Annotated in this window: 17 protein-coding genes; 6 read left to right on the top strand and 11 right to left on the bottom strand. The window is 63.7% G+C overall.

The features are described from left to right. Positions 1-163: 163 nt before the first annotated feature. From ACNKU3_RS15595 to ACNKU3_RS15565, 7 genes are all read right to left on the bottom strand, one after another. On the bottom strand, positions 164-802 hold the full coding sequence (locus ACNKU3_RS15595; protein ID WP_418260436.1) for a TetR/AcrR family transcriptional regulator: 639 nt from the start codon (positions 800-802) through the stop codon (positions 164-166). 71 nt (positions 803-873) lie between these two features. Beyond that, the gene (locus ACNKU3_RS15590; protein ID WP_418260435.1) at positions 874-2,379 is read right to left on the bottom strand and encodes a PhnE/PtxC family ABC transporter permease; all 1,506 of its coding nucleotides are present in this window, start codon (positions 2,377-2,379) and stop codon (positions 874-876) included. Next, a complete protein-coding gene (locus ACNKU3_RS15585) occupies positions 2,369-3,031 on the bottom strand; it encodes an ATP-binding cassette domain-containing protein (protein WP_418260434.1) in 663 nt (220 codons plus the stop codon). Before ACNKU3_RS15585 ends, ACNKU3_RS15590 begins: the two co-directional genes overlap by 11 nt. Further along, a complete protein-coding gene (locus tag ACNKU3_RS15580) occupies positions 3,028-3,879 on the bottom strand; it encodes a putative selenate ABC transporter substrate-binding protein (RefSeq protein WP_418260433.1) in 852 nt (283 codons plus the stop codon). Before ACNKU3_RS15580 ends, ACNKU3_RS15585 begins: the two co-directional genes overlap by 4 nt. Positions 3,880-3,985: 106 nt before the next feature. After that, positions 3,986-5,092, bottom strand: a complete 1,107-nt coding sequence (gene mnmH / locus ACNKU3_RS15575; protein WP_418260432.1) for a tRNA 2-selenouridine(34) synthase MnmH — start codon at positions 5,090-5,092, stop codon at positions 3,986-3,988. Next, on the bottom strand, positions 5,089-6,129 hold the full coding sequence (gene selD, locus ACNKU3_RS15570; RefSeq protein ID WP_418260431.1) for a selenide, water dikinase SelD: 1,041 nt from the start codon (positions 6,127-6,129) through the stop codon (positions 5,089-5,091). Before selD ends, mnmH begins: the two co-directional genes overlap by 4 nt. 106 nt (positions 6,130-6,235) lie before the next feature. Beyond that, positions 6,236-7,414 carry a multidrug effflux MFS transporter gene (locus ACNKU3_RS15565; protein WP_418260430.1) on the bottom strand — a complete coding sequence of 393 codons (1,179 nt, stop codon included), beginning with the start codon at positions 7,412-7,414 and terminating at the stop codon, positions 6,236-6,238. A gap of 111 nt (positions 7,415-7,525) precedes the next feature. Between ACNKU3_RS15565 and ACNKU3_RS15560 the strand changes: the two genes are divergently transcribed. From ACNKU3_RS15560 to ACNKU3_RS15545, 4 genes are all read left to right on the top strand, one after another. Continuing rightward, positions 7,526-7,801, top strand: a complete 276-nt coding sequence (locus ACNKU3_RS15560; protein ID WP_418260429.1) for a PqqD family protein — start codon at positions 7,526-7,528, stop codon at positions 7,799-7,801. Between the two features lie 73 nt (positions 7,802-7,874). Next, on the top strand, positions 7,875-8,468 hold the full coding sequence (locus ACNKU3_RS15555; protein ID WP_418260428.1) for a LemA family protein: 594 nt from the start codon (positions 7,875-7,877) through the stop codon (positions 8,466-8,468). 185 nt (positions 8,469-8,653) lie between these two features. Then, entirely contained in the window at positions 8,654-10,588 is a 1,935-nt protein-coding gene (locus ACNKU3_RS15550; RefSeq protein ID WP_418260427.1) for a M48 family metallopeptidase, read from the top strand. A gap of 142 nt (positions 10,589-10,730) precedes the next feature. Continuing rightward, positions 10,731-11,138: a helix-turn-helix domain-containing protein gene (locus tag ACNKU3_RS15545; protein ID WP_418260426.1), complete on the top strand. Its 408-nt coding sequence runs from the start codon at positions 10,731-10,733 to the stop codon at positions 11,136-11,138. On the opposite strand, the gene ACNKU3_RS15540 is transcribed toward ACNKU3_RS15545, so the two are convergent. The 3 genes from ACNKU3_RS15540 to galE all read right to left on the bottom strand — a co-directional run bounded on the left by ACNKU3_RS15540 (position 11,131) and on the right by galE (position 14,914). Further along, a complete protein-coding gene (locus tag ACNKU3_RS15540) occupies positions 11,131-12,936 on the bottom strand; it encodes a diguanylate cyclase (RefSeq protein WP_418260425.1) in 1,806 nt (601 codons plus the stop codon). The genes ACNKU3_RS15545 and ACNKU3_RS15540 overlap by 8 nt on opposite strands. A gap of 137 nt (positions 12,937-13,073) precedes the next feature. Further along, the gene (locus ACNKU3_RS15535; RefSeq protein ID WP_418260424.1) at positions 13,074-13,754 is read right to left on the bottom strand and encodes a YdcF family protein; all 681 of its coding nucleotides are present in this window, start codon (positions 13,752-13,754) and stop codon (positions 13,074-13,076) included. Between the two features lie 143 nt (positions 13,755-13,897). Further along, positions 13,898-14,914 (bottom strand): UDP-glucose 4-epimerase GalE, encoded by a 1,017-nt coding sequence (gene galE / locus ACNKU3_RS15530; protein WP_418260423.1) that lies wholly within the window; start codon positions 14,912-14,914, stop codon positions 13,898-13,900. A gap of 287 nt (positions 14,915-15,201) precedes the next feature. On the opposite strand from galE, the gene ACNKU3_RS15525 reads away from it, so the two are divergent. Both ACNKU3_RS15525 and ACNKU3_RS15520 read left to right on the top strand, forming a co-directional pair. After that, complete coding sequence (locus ACNKU3_RS15525; protein ID WP_418260422.1) at positions 15,202-16,473, top strand: nucleotide sugar dehydrogenase; 1,272 nt, start codon at positions 15,202-15,204, stop codon at positions 16,471-16,473. Between the two features lie 19 nt (positions 16,474-16,492). Further along, positions 16,493-17,500 (top strand): NAD-dependent epimerase, encoded by a 1,008-nt coding sequence (locus tag ACNKU3_RS15520; protein WP_418260421.1) that lies wholly within the window; start codon positions 16,493-16,495, stop codon positions 17,498-17,500. Here the strand turns inward: ACNKU3_RS15520 and ACNKU3_RS15515 are convergent. Then, complete coding sequence (locus ACNKU3_RS15515) at positions 17,488-17,928, bottom strand: VanZ family protein (RefSeq protein ID WP_418260420.1); 441 nt, start codon at positions 17,926-17,928, stop codon at positions 17,488-17,490. The two genes, ACNKU3_RS15520 and ACNKU3_RS15515, sit on opposite strands and share 13 nt — an antisense overlap. Between the last annotated feature and the right edge of the window lie 324 nt (positions 17,929-18,252).

Raw genomic sequence — 18,252 nt, 5'->3', positions numbered from 1 at the left:
TGGGCAAGCCCAGGGGAAACTGGCGGCTCCCACTTCCGCACCTCGTGTTATGTTACGCGTGTTATATTTGGTGCAATTATGCGCAGGAAAACGCCGCTGTCAAGCGGGCGACCTCAATGTCATGCCGCAATCGGGGAGAGGCTGGGTGCCGGGCGAAGCGGGTTCAAGCGGGCGGTTTCAGCCCCTGTGCGAGCAGGTCGATAAGCCCCGGCAGCATCCTTGGGTCCCAGAGGCGGAGCGCCGGGCGGCGCAGGGTCAATTCGGTCTGGACCGATTTGGTGGTCAGAAAGAGCAGTTGCAGCAGCACATCCGGAGGCAGGTCATCGCGGATGGAACCCTCCTCGATACCTGCCTCGATCAGTGCGGAGAAGGCCGCGATCACCGGTTCCCAGGGTGTCTGGTCCTGCAGGTTGGCAAAGTTGTCCGGAATCCGGTTACCGGAGAAAAAGGCGTCGAACTCGGCGATATAGCGCAGCTGGGTCTCGTGTTTTTGCTCGATGACCACTGCCCGTAATACCGCCACGAGTTGTGCGCGCCGGTCGGGCCAGGGCTTTTGTTCCGACTCCTGCAGGGCGGCGAGAAAATCACCCACCACCTCGGCCAGCACCGACTCGAGGATGGCGACGCCGAGGTCGGTCTTGTCGCGGTAGTAGCGGTACAGGGTATTGCGGCTCATGCCCACCGCTTCGGCGACATCCTTCATCTGGGTGTCGAAAAATCCGCGCTCGAGGAACAGGCGTTCCGCCACCGCGAGAATGTGGGCCCGGGTTTCCTCGGTCTGGTAAATCATCCGCTGGGACATGTGTTATCTAACACCTGACTCTGTCACTGGCTATTGTCACCGCAGCAAACGGGCTGTCAATGCCGCGCAGCCTAGCGCACCGGGATACTCTGCGCAGACTCGTGGCGCAGTGTGCGGTTGATCCGCTGGCTCAGGGCATCCACCGCGATATTCAGCCCGGCGGTGACCAGCAGCAGGAGCAGCGCCCGGTCCATGCGGAATTCGGCGAAGGCGGAATCCACATAGAAGCCCAGCGTCGTTACCCCGAGTATGCCGAGAATGGCGCTCTCGCGCAAAATGACCTCCCAGCGGTAGAGCAGCAGGGCGCTGATCCGGGGGTAGAGTCGCGGTACCATTTCGTAAGCCCAGAGATTGGCACCGCCGGCGGCATCCGGACGCAGGGGCAGGCGGTCCGCCTCGCGGGCAGCGAGGTAGGCGATCAGCCCGCCATTGTGCAGGGCCAGGGCGATGATCGCCGGCAGCGCCGAGGGGCCGAACAACAACAGGAACACGAAGGCCAGCATCAGCTCCGGGGTGGCGCGCAGGAAGACCAGCAAGGCGTGGCCGCCGGGCGCGAGGCGCCCGGCGCAGGGCCGCGCTGCCAGCGGGAACAGCAGCAGAACCAACAGGCCGCTGGCCACCAGCGCCACCAGCGACAGGGCCACGGTCTGCAGGGCCGCGGGCAGGGCCTCGCTCCAGAGCTCTGTGCCGTACCAGCGCAGCGCCGCGGTGAGATTCCCCTCGCGCAGGGCGGCAGGCCAGATATCCCGGCTGAGAAATTCCCACAGGAAGCTTCCGCTTACCGGCATCGAATCCGGCAATACCAGGAAGGCGACGACACAATAGACCGGCAACAGGCGCCACTGCAGCCACCAGCGCAGGCCGGCGATCAGCAGGTAGAAAATCCACAGCAGGCAGGCCGCCTCGCTGTAACTGCCCTGTTTGAGCGCCGTTTCGAAATGAAAACCCAGGGTCGGCAGGCCGATAAAGCCGAGGATCGCGCTGGCGCGCAGGGCGCATTCGAAGCGATAGCGCACGTAACTGCACAGCGACCACCAGCCCTGGGCCAGTACGGTGTAGCACCAGCGACTTACTCCCACACGATGCCGGGCCAGCACCTGCTGCGGCAGCGGCGACTGCTCGGCGTAAATATCGGCGAACACCCGGGCGAAAATCGCACTGTAGGGGATGGCGATGGCAAGCACCCCGGTCAGGGCGGAGAGCCCCAGGAACTGCATCAGGAGCAGACCCCAGAAAACCTCGTGCACCGCCCGCACGGCGGCACAGGCCACGCGCACCGGCGCCAGGCGGTAAAACAGGGAAAGCACGCCCCCGGTAACGACGGCAATGGTCACCGCACACAGGGCGAAGGCCACGGTATTCAGCAGCGCCCTGCCCAGCACCGGCCAGTCCTCCCAGCGCGGTGTCAGCAGGCCGCGCCCGATGCGCGCGAGCTCCTGCCAGGGTTCAACGGCGTGTACCTGCAGGTCAAGCAGCGCGAGGGAGGCTACAGCCAGCAGCAGGAATACGCCGGTGATGAAGAGCTCCGGCCGCTCCCGGCGCCAGCGGCGCAGGCGTGCGGGGAACTCAGGGGTCACGGTAGAAATCGATCAGCGCCTGCTGGCTCATGGACTGCGCGGGACAGTCAAAGGCGACGGCACCACCCTGCAGGCCGATCACCCGCTGAAAATTCTGCAGGGCCTGTTCCGGGCTGTGCAGGGCAGCGACCACCGTGGCGTGACGCTCGCACACCTGTGCCAGCAGGCGGCCGCCCTGGTCCGGGTCGACGCTGGATACGGGCTCATCCCCGAGAAATACCGGCAGGCCGCGGTAGCAGGCTCGCGCCAGCGCTACCCGCTGGCGCTCCCCCCCCGACAGCGACACTACCCGTCGGCGCAACAGCGGCTCGATGGCAAAGGCCTTCGCCAGTTGACCGACCTCGCGCCGGGGCCCGGGCAGGGGATACAGCAGGTTGCACAGGTTGGCGAGCAGCGAGTGCCGTTCCAGCCGCGCCATGTAAATATTGTGGTAGGCGGACAGCGCATCGACCAGCCCCAGCTGCTGGGGGCAGAGCGCCGCCTGGTCGCGCAGTAATTCGTAAAGCGCGAGCAGCAGCGATGACTTGCCCGCGCCACTGGGCCCCACCAGCGCCACCCGCTCGCCCGGCTGGATGACCAGGTCGATATTGCGCAGGATTACCGCACCATTGCGTTCCAGGGTGTAGCCACGCAGCTCAACCAGCGCATTCATTGCAACAGGTCGAGGGTCCTGGCGACATCTTCAATCGGCGCGTAGTCAGCATTCGAGGCCGGCACAAAAGACTCGCGGGGAAAGGCGGCAAGCAACTCGGGATCATCCAGTTCCAGCAGCGCGGCGCGCACCTTGTCGGCAAAACCCGCGCCAAAGGTGGCGTCGACATCGCCGCGCAGGGTCCACTGGTAATCCGGGTAGTTGGGGGTTTCCCAGATTACCGCAACCTTCTCCGGGTCCACCTTGCCGGCGGCGACTTCATTCTGCCAGACCAGGTAGTTGACCACGCCCACCTGGTAGACACCCGCCTGTACCTGGGCGATGGTCATGCTGTGATCGCCGGAAAAACCGACGCGGGAAAACAGCGCCTCCGGGGACTTGTCGAAACGCTTGCGCAGGAAGTACTCCGGCATCAGGCGGCCGGAGGTAGAGCCCTTGGCGCCAAAGGTGAAGCTCATTCCCTGAATCGCGTCGGTGAGCTGCGGCGAGGATTGCAGGCCGGTGCTGTGATGGGCGATGAAGTAACTTTTGAAATACTGGTCCTCATGGCCCTGGGCGATCGCCTGGGCTCCCGGCACCAGTTGCCGCGCCTGGACCCCGGAAAGCCCGCCGAACCAGGCCAGCTGCACCTGGTTAAGGCGGAAGGCGGTGATCGCCGCCGGATAGGATTTGACCGGAACGTACATCACCTCCACCCCCAGGCGCTGCTGCAGGTAGCGGGCAACCTTGTCGAAACGCTCAACCAGCCGGGACTCGTCCTCGTCGGGGATCGCAGTGAAGGTAAACGTAGCCGCCAGCGAGGGCGCGGCGAACAGGACCAGGCACAACGCGCCGAGAAGTTTTTTCAATTGTTAACCCCCTGTTTCCCCGGACCGGGCTCGCTCGGCCGTCCGGATATCATTGCAATAAGGTGCCGATGGCGTCCAGGCACAGCGGCCGGGCTAATCCCGCTTTTCAGCTTGCGAGCCCGACGTCGCCACAGCGCAGCAGGTATTCACGCACGTCCCGCGGCGGGCCGGAGAAGATCACGCGCGCCTTTTTACTACTGATCTGGTATTCGTACATCGGGTCGTAATAGTGCTGCAGCAGGGTTTCTATCCAGCCCAGGTGGGCCTCGGCGTTGCCGCGCCCATGGGCCTCGATGGCGGACTCCATAACGGTGGACAATTCGGCATAGCGTGCGCCGCCCAGCCGGCGCCGGATATTGTAGAGCGATTCGCGCAGGTGGTTTGCGAAGGCCGCAAATCCGTCGTGCTCGCCGTATTCCGCCTGGCGCTCGCGCAGGGCATCCAGGATATAGTTTTCGTACGTGTGCTCCACCCGCTGCTCCAGCGAACTCTCGACCCGCACCACCGGTGCCGTATCCATGGCCCTGCGCAGGGCCTCGGGCAATGCCAGCCGGCCGATCAGGTGGCTCTCGTCTTCCACCACGGTCAGCCCACTGCTGGCGCGGTGCGCCTGCTTCAACAGGCCCACCGCGATGCTGTTTTCAAAATCGATCTGCGTCGGCTGGCCACCGGGGCGTTTGCCGAAGGCACTGCCGCGGTGGTGGGCCAGACCCTCGAGATCGATGCTGTTGGGCAGTTGCTGCAGCAATTCGGTTTTCGCGGCGCCGGTATGCCCCGCCACCACGACCAGCTGACGCCAGCCGCACTGTTCCTCCAGCGTTTCCAGCAGGAAATGGCGCATGGCCTTGTAGCCACCCAGCACCCGTGGAAATTCGCAGCCTGCATCGTGCATCCACTGCTGGCAGATCTGCGAGCGCAGGCCGCCGCGAAAACAGTAGAGGTAGCCACCGGGGTTGGCCCGGGCGAATTCCAGCCACCCGCGCACGCGCTGGTATTTAACCTCATTGCGCACCAGTTTGTGGCCGAGCTCGATCGCCGCTGCCTGGCCCCGCTCCTTGTAACAGGTACCCACCGCGGCGCGTTCCTCGTCACTCATCAGGGGCAGGTTGATCGCCCCGGGCATGCTACCCCGGGCGAACTCCACCGGCGCGCGGGTATCCATCAGCGGCACGTCGTTGAGAAACAGCGCTGCGTAGTTCGCCGTATCGTTCACCCGACAACCTCCACCCGCAGCGGGTTGTCACCCGGCTGCATTTCGCCAATGCACGCGACGGGAATGTCCGCTTCGAGCAGTATCGATTCCACCACATCACAGGCCTCGGGCCGCACCGCGACCAGCAGTCCGCCGCTGGTCTGGGGGTCGCACAGCAGGTGCCGCTGCTCCTCGGTGAGCGGTGCGACGCGCTCACCGTAACTGGCAAAGTTGCGGCTGGTGCCGCCGGGGATCGCCCCGCGCTCGAGGTAATCGCGCACCGGGCCGATCAGCGGAATCGCCGGGTAGTCCAGTCGCGCCCCCAGCCCGGAACCTTCACACAGTTCCAGCAGGTGGCCCAGCAAGCCAAAGCCGGTCACATCGGTCATCGCGGTTACGCCGGAAACCGGCGCCAGCCGCGCGCCCACACTGTTCAGCCGGCACATCCAGTCGCGGGCCAGGTGTTCGTGCTCCGGGCGCAGCAATTTCTGCTTCTGCGCGGTGGTGAGAATTCCCACACCGAGCGGCTTGGTCAGGTAGAGCCGGTCCCCGGCCTGCGCGGTGGCATTGCGGCGCAGGTGCTCCCGGCGCACCCGGCCGGTGACCGCGAGACCAAATATGGGTTCCGGCGAATCGATACTGTGGCCACCGGCAAGGGCGATACCTGCTTCACTGCATACGGCCCGCCCGCCGGCGACTACCTGCCCGGCCACTTCCGCGGACAGCTGGTTGACCGGCCAGCCGAGAATGGCGATGGCCATCATCGGCTGCCCGCCCATCGCATAGATATCGCTGATCGCGTTGGCGGCGGCGATGCGGCCGAAATCGAAGGGGTCATCAGCAATGGGCATGAAGAAGTCGGTGGTACTAAGAATGACTTCGCCGTTGCCGAGATCGTAGGCGGCAGCGTCGTCGCGGGTACTGTTGCCCACCAGCAACGCAGGGTCCGGGAGGCTGGCGCCGGCCCCGGCGAGAATGGTATCGAGTACCCGCGGGGCAATCTTGCAACCACAGCCCGCGCCGTGACTGAACTCGGTAAGTTTGACTGGATCCGGCATAGACGTTCGCTTCACCTGGTTTGGCGCCCAGTCTAGCACTACAGGTGCGCCTGTGCTGTGCCGCGAGGTGTCCCGCGACGGACCTGAATCAGCCGTGGAAGTGAACTCAGCCTGCCCGGCGCCGCAGCCAGACCAGGGCAAGACAGGGGATGACGCAGGCAGCCTGCGCCAGCACGATGGCCGACACAGACTCGGGCAACAGCGCCGAACCGGCGGAAATCAGCCCGGCGATCGAGAACTGGGTCGCGCCCATCAGGGCCGCCGCTGTGCCGCCATTGCGGCCGAAGTGGTCCATGAAACAGGCCTGGGTGTTGGGCGTAATTGCGCCCATGGCGCCAACGGTAATCATCATCGCCGGCACGAACAGCCACAAGCGGGGCTGAAACAGGCTGACCAATACCAGCAGCAATACCCCGACGCCCTGGATACTCAGCGCCCAGCGCAGGATCTGCTGGGGCGGGAAGTACCTGAGCAACCGGCGGTTGCTGAGGTTGGCGAATACCATGACCACAATGTTGGCGCCAAACAGGAGCGCGAAGAACTGGGGTCCGGCGCTGTAGTACTGCTGGTAGATGAAGGAAGCGTGGGTGATAAACAGCAGCATCGCGGCGAAACAGAGGGTCTGCAGCACCATGTAGGGCAGCGCCTCGCGGGTGGCGAACACCGCGCGGTAGCGCTGCCAGGCACTCAACCCGGTATCCGCAGGCGGGCTGCGCCGGTGGTGACGAAAAACCGTGAAGTACAGCAGCAGGGCGACAGCCACCGCATAGAGCCCGAGTAACAGGAAAATCACCCGCCAACCCCAGACCAGAAGCACGGCACTGCCCAGTGAGGGCGCGACAGCCGGTGCAAGGATCATGATCAGGCCTATCAGGCTGAAAAAGCGCGCCGCTTCGTTGCCACTCAGGCGGTCGCGGACTATCGCCGGCACGCACACCGTCGCCCAGCCACCACCGAAGGCCTGCAGCACGCGCAAGCCCAACAGTTCTTCCAGATTCTGAGCCCAGGTGATCAACAAGCTCGCAACGGCGAAAATGCCCAGACCGGAAAGCATCACGACGGCGCGACCAAACCGGTCCGCCAGCGGCCCCGCCACCAGCTGCCCGAACGCGAGACTGAATACATACACCGAGATACTCAGCGAGATATGGTGAACCGAGGTGCCGAGACTGACCGCCATGGCAGGAAAGGCGGGCAGGAAAGTATCCAGCGCAAAGGGGCCAATGGCCATTGTCATCGCGAGCAGGATTGCAATGCCCACGTGTATAGGCTGATTGTGTTGCACTCGGGAGCTCCGGGAAAGCTGGTACTTTAGACTCTCGCCCAACTGGTTGCGGCGGACTGCGGATAGCAAGGATACTATAAAGCCAACTTATAACCCGAGAGGAAATCGCCAGTGGCAGTCCCTTTCCGCCTGGCCCGCTCTCCACAGGTCATTTTCCAGGAAGTCTCCGGCGAAATGGTGCTGCTCGACCTGGCCAGCGAGCAGTATTTTGGCCTCGATGAAGTTGGCGCCCGAATATGGCAGCTGATTGACGAACACGCCGAATGGCCCGCCATGATTCCAGTGCTGCTTGACGAATACGACGTAGAGGAAACCCGGCTGCGCGAGGATGTAGAACGGCTGCTCAATGAACTGATGGCGAGCGGATTACTCCAGGCCTCCGGCTGATCGCCTTGCTGCGATAACATCTGGCCGTGCTAACATTGAAACCCATCAACAAATTATCGCCCGGGGGGCTTCCATGTCAGGTACCGTGCTCTTGCTGCTGATCGTGGCGCTGGTGATCTACGTCATCAGCATCTACAACAAACTGGTTACCCTGAAGAACCGCTTTAAAAACGCCTTCGCCCAGATCGAGGTGCAGTTGAAGCGCCGCTACGACCTGATTCCCAACCTGGTGGAAACTGCAAAGGGCTACCTGCAGCACGAACGGGAAACCCTCGAAGCCGTGGTAGCGGCGCGCAACGAGGCCGCGGCCGCGCTGCAGGCACTCAAGGGCACCGACCTCGCCGCGGCGGACATCAGCAAGCTGTCCAGCGCGGAATCGGCGCTACAGGGGGCGCTGGGGAAACTCAACGTGACCGTTGAAGCCTATCCGGACCTCAAGGCCAGCGAGAACATGCAGCAGCTCTCCGAGGAACTGACCACCACGGAAAACCGTATCGCCTTCGCCCGCCAGGGCTACAACGACGCGGTAATGGCCTACAACACCTACCGCCAGAGCTTCCCGCCGGTGTTCTTCGCGCCGAAGTTCGGCCACCCGGACGATGCGCAGTTACTGGAGTTCGACGACTCGCCGCAAATCCAGGCCGCGCCCAAGGTGCAGTTCAGCTGAGCCGACTGCCGCTGCTGACTGCTGCCGCACCGGTACGCCCGCAGCCGGTATGCCCGGAGCCCGGAGCTTCAACGGACGCGCCCTGTAGCGCCGTCGAAACTTCAGGCACCCGGGCAGCGGCTTTACCAGTCACCCGCGGCCCGACCACCCCCAGCCAGCCGGCTCCCTGAGGCTATCCGCCAGCCATGGACTTTTTCGCCCACCAGGACAACGCCCGCCGCAACACCCGCCTGCTGGTGGTGTTCTTTTCTCTGGCGGTTTTTATCCTGGTCGTGCTGACCAACCTCGCCGTGGCCGCGTTCCTGTTTGTCGGCAGGGACTACAACCTCTACGCCGGCCATCGCGAGGGCATGACCGGCTTCCTGGCCTATTTCAGCTGGGAGCGCTCCGGGGTTATCGGCCTCGCCATCACCGGGGCGGTGGCGCTGGTGGTGCTGTTCCGCTGGATCCAGCTCTCCAGTGGCGGCAAGGTCGTGGCCGAGGCCATGGGCGGGCAGCGCATCCTGCCGCAGACTGCCGACCCGGCGGAGCGTCGCTGCCTCAACGTGGTGGAGGAAATCGCACTGGCGGCGAACATGCCGGTGCCCGCGGTGTATGTGCTGGAGGACGAGCGCGGCATCAATGCCTTCGCCGCGGGCATAGTGCCCGCCGATGCCATCATCGCCGTGACCCGGGGCGCCATCGACCATTTCAAGCGCGCCGAACTGCAGGGCGTAATCGGCCACGAATTCAGCCATATCCTCAACGGCGACATGCGCCTCAACATTCGCCTGGCGGCGCTGCTCAAGGGCATCACCTTTGTCGGCGACGTGGGCTATCTGCTGTTGCGCAGCAGCGGTCGCGCCCGCAGCAGCCGCGACAAGGGCGGCGCCGCGCTGCCGATACTGGGCCTGGCGCTGTGCGCCCTCGGCTGGCTCGGCGGCCTGATTGCCGACTTCCTGCGCGCGGCGATCAGCCGCCAGCGGGAATACCTGGCCGATGCCAGCGCGGTGCAGTTCACCCGCGACCGAGAGGGGATCGCCGACGCCCTCAAGGTCATCGGCGGCTACGTGCCCGGCACTCTGGTGCATGCGGCACGCGCCAGCGAAATGTCGCATATATTTTTCGGCCAGGTGATCCACCCGCTGTGGCAGGGATTCGCCACCCACCCGCCGCTGGATACCCGCATCCAGCGCCTCGAACCCGACTGGAACGGCGAGTACATCAAGCGCAAACCGCGCCACTACCCCAACCCCACCATCGACGCGACGCAGACCGCCACACCGGGGCTGGACCGCGCGGCCATCGTCGCCGCGGCCATGACTGCCGCCGCCACTGCGGAGAGCACCGGCGACAACGCCGATGCCGAGTTCGTCGCCGAGGCGGCGGACTACGAAGCCCGGACCGCCGCGGCCGCGGATATTCCACTGGCACTGGTTCGCCACAGCCATGAACCCCTCGGCGCACAGGCCATCGTCTGCGCCCTGCTGTTGCACGCGCGGCCGGAAGTCTACCAGGCGCAAATGGCCATCGTGACGGAGCAGGGCCCGCGCGGCCTGGCGGAACTAGCCCACACCCTCTACCCCGCGATCGCCGCCCTCGGCGCGCCACGGCGCCTGCCCCTGGTCGAGCTGTGCCTGCCTACATTAAAGGCCATTTCACCCGGCCAGTACGCTGCGCTGAAGCGCGTGCTGCTGGGCCTGATCAAGGCCGACGCCAAAACCGAACTGTTCGAGTGGTGCCTCTACCAGCTGCTGCGCCATTACCTCGACCCGGAGTTCACCCAGGTCCGCCCCAGCTCGCCCCGCTACCGCCGCATGGGCCAGGTCAGCCAACAAGCGCAGGTGGTGCTCTCCATCCTCGCCCACGAGGGCAGCGGCGAAACCGCGGATTCCTTTGCCGCAGGTCGGGAGGAACTCGAACTGCCGGGCATTGCCCTGCTGCCACGGGAAGAATGTACGGTGGCCGGTTTCAGCGAATCGGTACATGAACTGGCCCGCCTCTACCCCCTGCTCAAGCCGCGCCTGCTCAAGGCCATGGTGGCCGCCGCCAGCGAGGACGGGGAATTGAATCCCGCGGAACGCGAGATCCTCGCCGCCATTGCCGCAGTAATGGACTGCCCGGCGCCGGACCTGCTGTAGCAAGGCAGGAGTATTGGCAGCCATACCCGGCCAATTCCATCAAAGCAGGCCAGCCCTGCGCCCCCAGCGCCACCTTTGCTAGACTGAACCTACCGCCCGGCGCGGTCACCACCAGTCAACCACAACAAGGAAGTTATGGTTTATGGATAGTTCACTGCACCTCGAACACGGGGGAGGAAAAGCTCACCCGCAACACTCACCTGCAGGCCGCTACCGGCCTTACCGCACCACCGACCAGGTGCTGCGCATCCTGCTCGAAGGCGATCTCGCCAGGATCCGGGCCGATAGCGTTGCGGAGGACCTGGGCATCAGCGCCACCACCCTGCGGCGGCGCCTGCGGGCGGATCACACCAGTTACCAGTTCCTGCTGGACCGGGCGCGCCAGTACCGCTGCGAGCAACAGTTGCGCGAGCGCTGGCTGCCCGGCAAGTGCCTCGCCGCACAACTCGGGTACCTGGAAGTAAACAGTTTTTACCGCGCCTTCCGCCGGTGGACGGGGATGAGCTATACCGAGTACAAGGAGCAGCGGCTGTGGGGCGAGGTCAACTGACGACGCTGAGGCTGGAACTCTTGCCGATCATCACCCGGTTGCGGCCATTCTTCTTGCCGTGGTACATCGCGGTATCGGCGCGGGCAATGCAGCTGTCGAGGGTGTCACCAGTGCGAAAAGCGGAGACGCCGAAGGTCATGGTAATCCGCATGCGCTCGCCACCGAAATCGAATTCCGCGTTTTCCACCGCATGGCGCAACTTTTCCGCCAGCACCACTGCGCCCTCGGTGTCGGTTTCGGGCAGCAGCATGATAAATTCCTCGCCGCCCCAGCGGGCGATCTGGTCGATGTCGCGGGTGCGCTGATAGAGGATTTCGGACATCCGGCGCAGGACATTGTCGCCACAGATATGGCCGTATTCATCGTTGAAGCGTTTGAAGTAGTCGACATCGGCCAGGATGATCGAGAAGCGCTCGCCGGAGCGCGCCATCCGCGACATCTCAGCCTCGGCTTCCTCGGTGAATCCCCGGCGATTGAGCATGCCGGTCAGGGGGTCTATCCGGGCCGCCTCGACCAGTTGCATGTTGGCGTCGATGAGTTCGGCGGTACGCTGCGCCACCTCCTGTTCCAATTCGTTGAACATGCAGGTGAAGCGGTTGACCAGGGAGAACGACATGCCCATGAGCATGGCGAGGAAACCCAGTGGCATCAGGCGGATACCCTCCAGGTGGAGCACTTCGATCAACAGGTCGTAGATGCAGGTGGCAAGGAACAATGCCACCGCCGGCAGGATGGTTCGCGCCTCCCGGTTGCCCCGGCGGGCCTCCCGCCACAGTGCCAGGGGCAGGAATACGAAAATCGGTACCACGCTCAACTGCCACAGCGGCAGGCTGGCGTAGAGTATCCACGCGCCGGGCACCAGTATCACCAGCGCGCCCGCCACCAGGTAGCCGAACTGGTAAACCCGCAAGGGCCACGCCACATGGCGGTCGATCAGGGTCAGCAACAACTGCGAGGCCAGGGCCGGAAAGATGTACAAGCTAACGAATTCCGTCTTTTTCAGGGTCAGGAACTCAAAGGGCAGCAGATATTTCCACTGGCTCAGCATCAGGCCGTAGATCGCCATGTCCACGGCCAGCAGGCTGAACCAGAGGTAGGCGCGCAGGCTGCGATTGCGCAGGTAGAGCAGCAGGTGGTGGGCGCCAAAGGCCAGGCTCAGGGCGCAGAAAAGCAGGCCGGGCAGCCCGCCGACCACGCCTCTCAGGATCAGGGAGCGGTAATCCCCGACCAGGAAGCTTCCCGCATAGGGCCCGCCACCCCAGGCGGCCACGGCGGCGTCTTCCCCACCCCAGACCCGCAGGGCCAGGACCAAGCGGCCCTCGGCACTGATCTGGGCTTCCGGGATGACATAGAACTGCTGCTGGTCGTAGATGCCCTGCGCGAACGGCGGCATGCGGCCGACCCCGCCGAGCCGACGCCCCCCGGCGTAAAGTTCATAGGCATTCATTACCTTGCCGATGGAGATGGCGAGTTGGCCGCGCAAATTGTCGCTGGCCATCACTTCGAGAGGAAATTGCAGGGTCAAGCGGTACCAGGCCATCTGCCCGGTTTCCGGGTAACCGCCGCGCTCCCAGCGGTGTGGCAGGCTCAGTCGCTGCCAGTTGCTGTCGTCGTAACCCGGCGCCGCCCACCCGCTATCGTCTCCCGGCTGGAAGTGCCACTGGGCGCGCAGTTCGAGCCCCCCGTGCAGGTCACTGGCATTGACTTCGAGCACATCCGCGGCGGCTGTACCGGCGTGTGCACCCCCGGCCGCGGGCAATAGCAGGCTGCTGACGAGAATCGCCAGCAGGATTGCCATTGGGCCTGTTATTGTCGACCGGGTCATATAATCCCGTACTGGTGCCTTGGAGGTGCAGTATAGGACCCCGGCTACCCCACCAAGCCGTCGCCATAACGAATTATTGAAGCGGGTCACAGAAAAATGTCGAGAGTTTTTTACAGCCAGCCCTGCAAACGGTACCAGATCAGCCCGACATATTCCCTGAGCGCCCAGGTCGTGCGCTGCAGGTCATCAACCATGGGCAGCCATCGCGGCACAGCGGGCGGGCCGACCGGACGCTGGAAATCGGTGGGCGCGGGGATCACCAGCAAGCCCTGGCGGGCGAATAGCGCCTGGGCGCGCGGCATGTGGAAGCCCGAGGTCACCAGCAATATCGACTGCAGGCCTTTCAGCCTGAGGAGTCGCGCGGAATTCAACGCGTTCTCGCGGGTATCCGTACTGCCGCGCTCGAGCAAAATGGCCTTGCGCGGAATGCCCATCAGCTCCAGGTAGCCCACCATCTGCTCCGCTTCAGGGGGACCACCAGTGCCCGAGCCGCCGGAAAACAGGACCAGCGGTGCCTTGCCCGCCCGGTAGAGCAGGGCGGCCTGGACCAGCCGGTCCGCCTGTGCATTGAGGTCGGCGTGACTGGCCATGTGGGTATATCCACGGGTCGCGCCACCCAGCACCACGATGGCGTCCGCCGGTGGAATAACCGACAGGGCTTGCGGCGGGAACTGCATCTCGAGGGTGCCCATGACCCAGTCCGCAAACCAGGCCGTGGAGCACAGGTAAAGCCAGGACGTGGCGAGGATGCAGCAGGCCAGGGCGAACCTTCGCCAACGCCAGAGGAGCATCCCCAGGATCAACAAGAGTAAACACTGACTTACAGGGTAGACCAGTAGAGACAGGAGCTTGGTCAGTGCGAAACCGAAATCAGGCACCGGGCGTCACCGGCCGGTCACAGCTGAGTCCGCGGTGCCGCCGGCCCACCGCGGACTCAGCTGTAACCATCCGGATTGGCCTCCTGCCAGCGCCAGGTATCGGCACACATTTCCTCGACGCTGCGGGTCGCGCGCCAGCCCAGCAGGTCAATTGCCATGGCCGGGTCGGCCCAACAGGCGGCAATGTCGCCGGCGCGGCGACCGACGATTTCATAGGGTATCGCCCGCCCCGATGCCCGCTCGAAGGCGCGCACCAGTTCCAGCACCGACGCGCCCTGGCCGGTACCCAGGTTCACGGTCAACAGGCCGGTGTTGCGCAGCAGGTGGTCGAGCGCGGCCACATGCCCTTCCACCAGGTCCATGACGTGGATGTAGTCGCGGACGCCGGTCCCGTCGGGTGTCGGGTAGTCGCTGCCGAATACGGCAAGCTTCTCCCGCCGCCCGACCGCCACCTGGGCGATAAAGGGCATCAGGTTGTTGGGCGGGCCCTGCGGGTCCTCGCCAATACGCCCGCTGGGATGTGCGCCCACCGGATTGAAGTAACGCAACCTGCCGATACTCCAGTCGGGCTGGGCGTGCTGCCAGTCAGCGAGGATTTCCTCCACCATCAGCTTGGAACGGCCGTAGGGGTTGGTGGCACCGGTGGGGAAATCCTCGCGGATGGGTACCGACGCGGGATCGCCGTAGACGGTCGCCGAGGAGGAAAACAGCAGGCGCTTCACCCCGGCTCGCTGCATGGCCTCGAGCAGCACCAGGCTGCCATGCACATTGTTGTCGTAGTAGCTCAGCGGCAACTCGACCGACTCTCCCACCGCCTTGAGCCCGGCAAAGTGCATGACAGCGTCGATCGCGTACTCGCCAAACAGGCGATCGAGCACTACGGCCTCGCGAATATCACCTTCGATCAGCGGGATAGTCGCCCCACAGATACCTTCGACCCGGCGGATGGCCACCGCGCTGCTGTTACAGAAATTGTCGAGAACCACCGTGTCATAGCCCGCTTCCTGCAGTGCTATACAGGCATGGCTACCAATATAGCCAGCGCCACCGGTGACAAGAACTGTATGCGACATGGTGTCTTTCCCTGAGTGTGTTCGCAGATATTTCCGAGGGCACCAGTGTAAACGCTTTCGCCCGGCAAGGGGATTCAGCCGGCGCCGGGCCAGCGCCGCGGGAACCCGATTGAGGCTGCGAACGGGAGTGCCCGGAAGAACGCCCCGCAATGCGCGCACCGCATCCCGGGAACCTGACTTTTCCCCAACCCGGACTGTATTTCAGCCTTTTTTTAGGGCAATGTGGATACGAAAAACTGCCGCTATAACAAGGGCATAACTTACGGCTTGCGAGATGGGAAAGGCCTGTGACTGAAAATCCGAAGATCGCCGTAATCGGGCTCGGCTATGTCGGCCTGCCGCTGGCTGTCGCGTTCGGCAAGCATTACCGCACCAGCGGTTACGATATCGATCCACAGCGGATTGCCGAATTGCGTGAAGCCCATGACCGCACCCGCGAAGTGGACAGCGACGCCCTGGCGGCGACGACTGCGCTCCACTTCACCAGCGACATCGCGGATATCGCCTCTGCCAATGTCTACGTGGTAACCGTGCCCACACCGATTGACGGCCACAAGCAGCCGGACCTGCGCCCCCTCGCCAGTGCCAGCGAACTGGCCGGCGGCCTGCTGAAACCGGGGGATGTGGTGATTTTTGAATCGACCGTCTACCCCGGCGCAACCGAAGAATTCTGCGTGCCCATCCTGGAAGGTAAATCCGGGCTGGTCTGCAACCGCGACTTCTTTGTTGGTTACAGTCCCGAACGCATCAACCCGGGCGACAAGCAACACCGCCTGCATACCATCACCAAGGTCACTGCGGGCTCTACACCGGCAGCGGCAGATTTTATCAATCGGCTCTACTCACGGATCATCGAGGCGGGGACCCACCAGGCACAGAGCATCAAGGTCGCCGAGGCCGCCAAGGTCATCGAAAACACCCAGCGCGATGTAAACATCGCCCTGATGAACGAGTTGGCGATGATCTTCAACCGCCTCGGCATCGAGACCTCGCACGTGCTTGCCGCCGCGGCGACCAAGTGGAACTTCCTGCCCTTCAAACCGGGACTGGTCGGTGGACACTGCATTGGCGTCGACCCCTACTACCTGACCCACCGGGCCCAGGCCGCGGGCTACCACCCGGAAATGGTGCTCGCCGGCCGCCGTATCAACGACCAGATGGGCGAGTATGTGGTCGCGCAGTTCATCAAGGCGCTGCTGAAACGCGGTATCAAGGTCCAGGGAGCCCGGGTGCTGTTAATGGGCCTGACATTCAAGGAGAATTGCCCTGACCTGCGCAACACCCGGGTCACTGATATCGTTCGCGAGCTGCAGGAATACGGCATCCACGTGGACGTGTACGACCCCTGGGTCGACCGGGCCGAAGCTGCCAGCCTGTACCGGATCGAGTTACTCGCGTCGCCCAACCCGGCCAGTTACGACGGTATCATCATTGCAGTCGCGCACCGGGAATTCTGCGCGCTGGGCGCACAGGGCATTCGCGCGCTTGGGCGCGAATCGCATGTACTCTATGATTTGAAACAGGTTCTCCCGGTCGAGGACAGCGACCTGCGCCTGTAACCGGGATAAGGAGTTCCCCATGCAAGTACTGGTTACCGGCGCCGCCGGCTTTATCGGCTTCCACGTTTGCCGCGCGCTGCTGGCGCGGGGCGACGAGGTGGTGGGCCTCGACAATCTCAACGACTACTACGACGTCAACCTGAAAGAAGCGCGCCTCGCGCAACTGCAGGGCACGCCCGGCTTCAGCTTCGTGCGCTGTTCGCTGGAGGACCGCCCCCGCCTGGAAGAGCTGTTCGCCGGGCAGCACTTCGACGGCGTCATCAACCTCGCCGCCCAGGCCGGGGTGCGCTACTCGCTGGAAAACCCCCACGCCTATATCGACAGCAATATCGTCGGCTTCACCAATATCCTCGAATGCTGTCGCCACCAGGGCACCGGCCACCTGGTCTACGCCAGCAGCAGTTCGGTCTACGGCATGAACACCAGCATGCCGTTTTCAGTCCACGACAACGTGGATCACCCGGTATCCCTGTATGCCGCCAGCAAGAAGGCCAACGAACTGATGGCCCATACCTATTCGCACCTCTTCCGCCTGCCGACGACCGGCCTGCGATTTTTCACGGTTTACGGGCCGTGGGGAAGGCCGGACATGGCACTCTTCCTGTTCACCCGGGCCATTCTGGAAGGACAACCGATCAAGGTGTTCAACCACGGCGAGATGCAGCGGGACTTCACCTATATCGACGACATCGTGGAAGGCGTGGTCCGGGTGCTGGACAGGCCAGCCCGGCAGAATACGGACTGGGACGCCGCCGTCCCGGACCCGGGCACCAGCAGCGCGCCCTACCGCCTCTTCAATATCGGCAATAACCAGCCGGTAAAGCTGCTCGATTTCATTGCCGCCATCGAGGATGCCCTGGGCATGCGCGCGGAGAAAGAACTGCTGCCGATGCAACCCGGCGACGTACCGGCCACCTATGCCGATATCGCAGCGCTGGAGGCGGCGGTGGGTTACCGGCCGGCGACGCCGATCACCGAGGGCGTATCCCGTTTTATCGATTGGTACAGGGCGTATTACCGCAAATAATTTGTGCCTGGTTCACTAACGGGCCTGTTGATTCCGCTGCCGGCCCACCAGCACGCGCATGCCATCCCGGCGCAAACCCCCGCCGCATCCGCCAGAAAATCCAGCGTACTGGGCACCCGGCGGGGTACGAAATACTGCACGCCCTCGGTAAACGCCGCATAGGCCAACAGTGGCGGCAACAGCCACAGCAGGGAGTAATCGGGAAAGTAGTTGGCCCGCACGACGCAGTAAGCCATGGCAAAAAACAACATCGCGTGTACCAGTTTGTCCTGCCAGCCGACAGCAAGGGAAGGGCCCTGAATGTTGAGTGAGAGAAACCTGTTCAACCAGTCAACAAGGGCTTCGACATAAGCACCGGGGATGGCGAGGATTGCCAGAACGAACAGGGGGCTCAACGCCCCGAGAATGCGGAAACCCTGTTGCGTCATCGAAAATTCCCTTTATCCACACTCCCGGCCCCCTGCACCTGGCGCTGGACTGCCCCGCCAGGACACGCATTGACTTTATATCGCGGCAAGGTCCGGGGCCAGTGCGGATTGGAGTAAATTCACAGAGCGCCGGGCCAATGGATTGCCCGGAAAATCTTGCCGACCGCATTTTTTTTGCTAGAATCTTTTTTAAGCAGGAAAGTAAACAACCCATGTGGCAGCGGTGGCTGCAAGCAGCCCACTGTAAAAACAAGCCAACACTCCTGCCCAGTTGTGCCTTTCGCCTTCCGTATCAAAGAATCCGGTTTGTGAGCTGCCTCGCAT

It is taken from the genome of Haliea sp. E17 (assembly GCF_048323675.1).
GTDB lineage: Bacteria > Pseudomonadota > Gammaproteobacteria > Pseudomonadales > Halieaceae > Mangrovimicrobium.
This window is presented reverse-complemented; position numbering and strand designations above follow the sequence as displayed.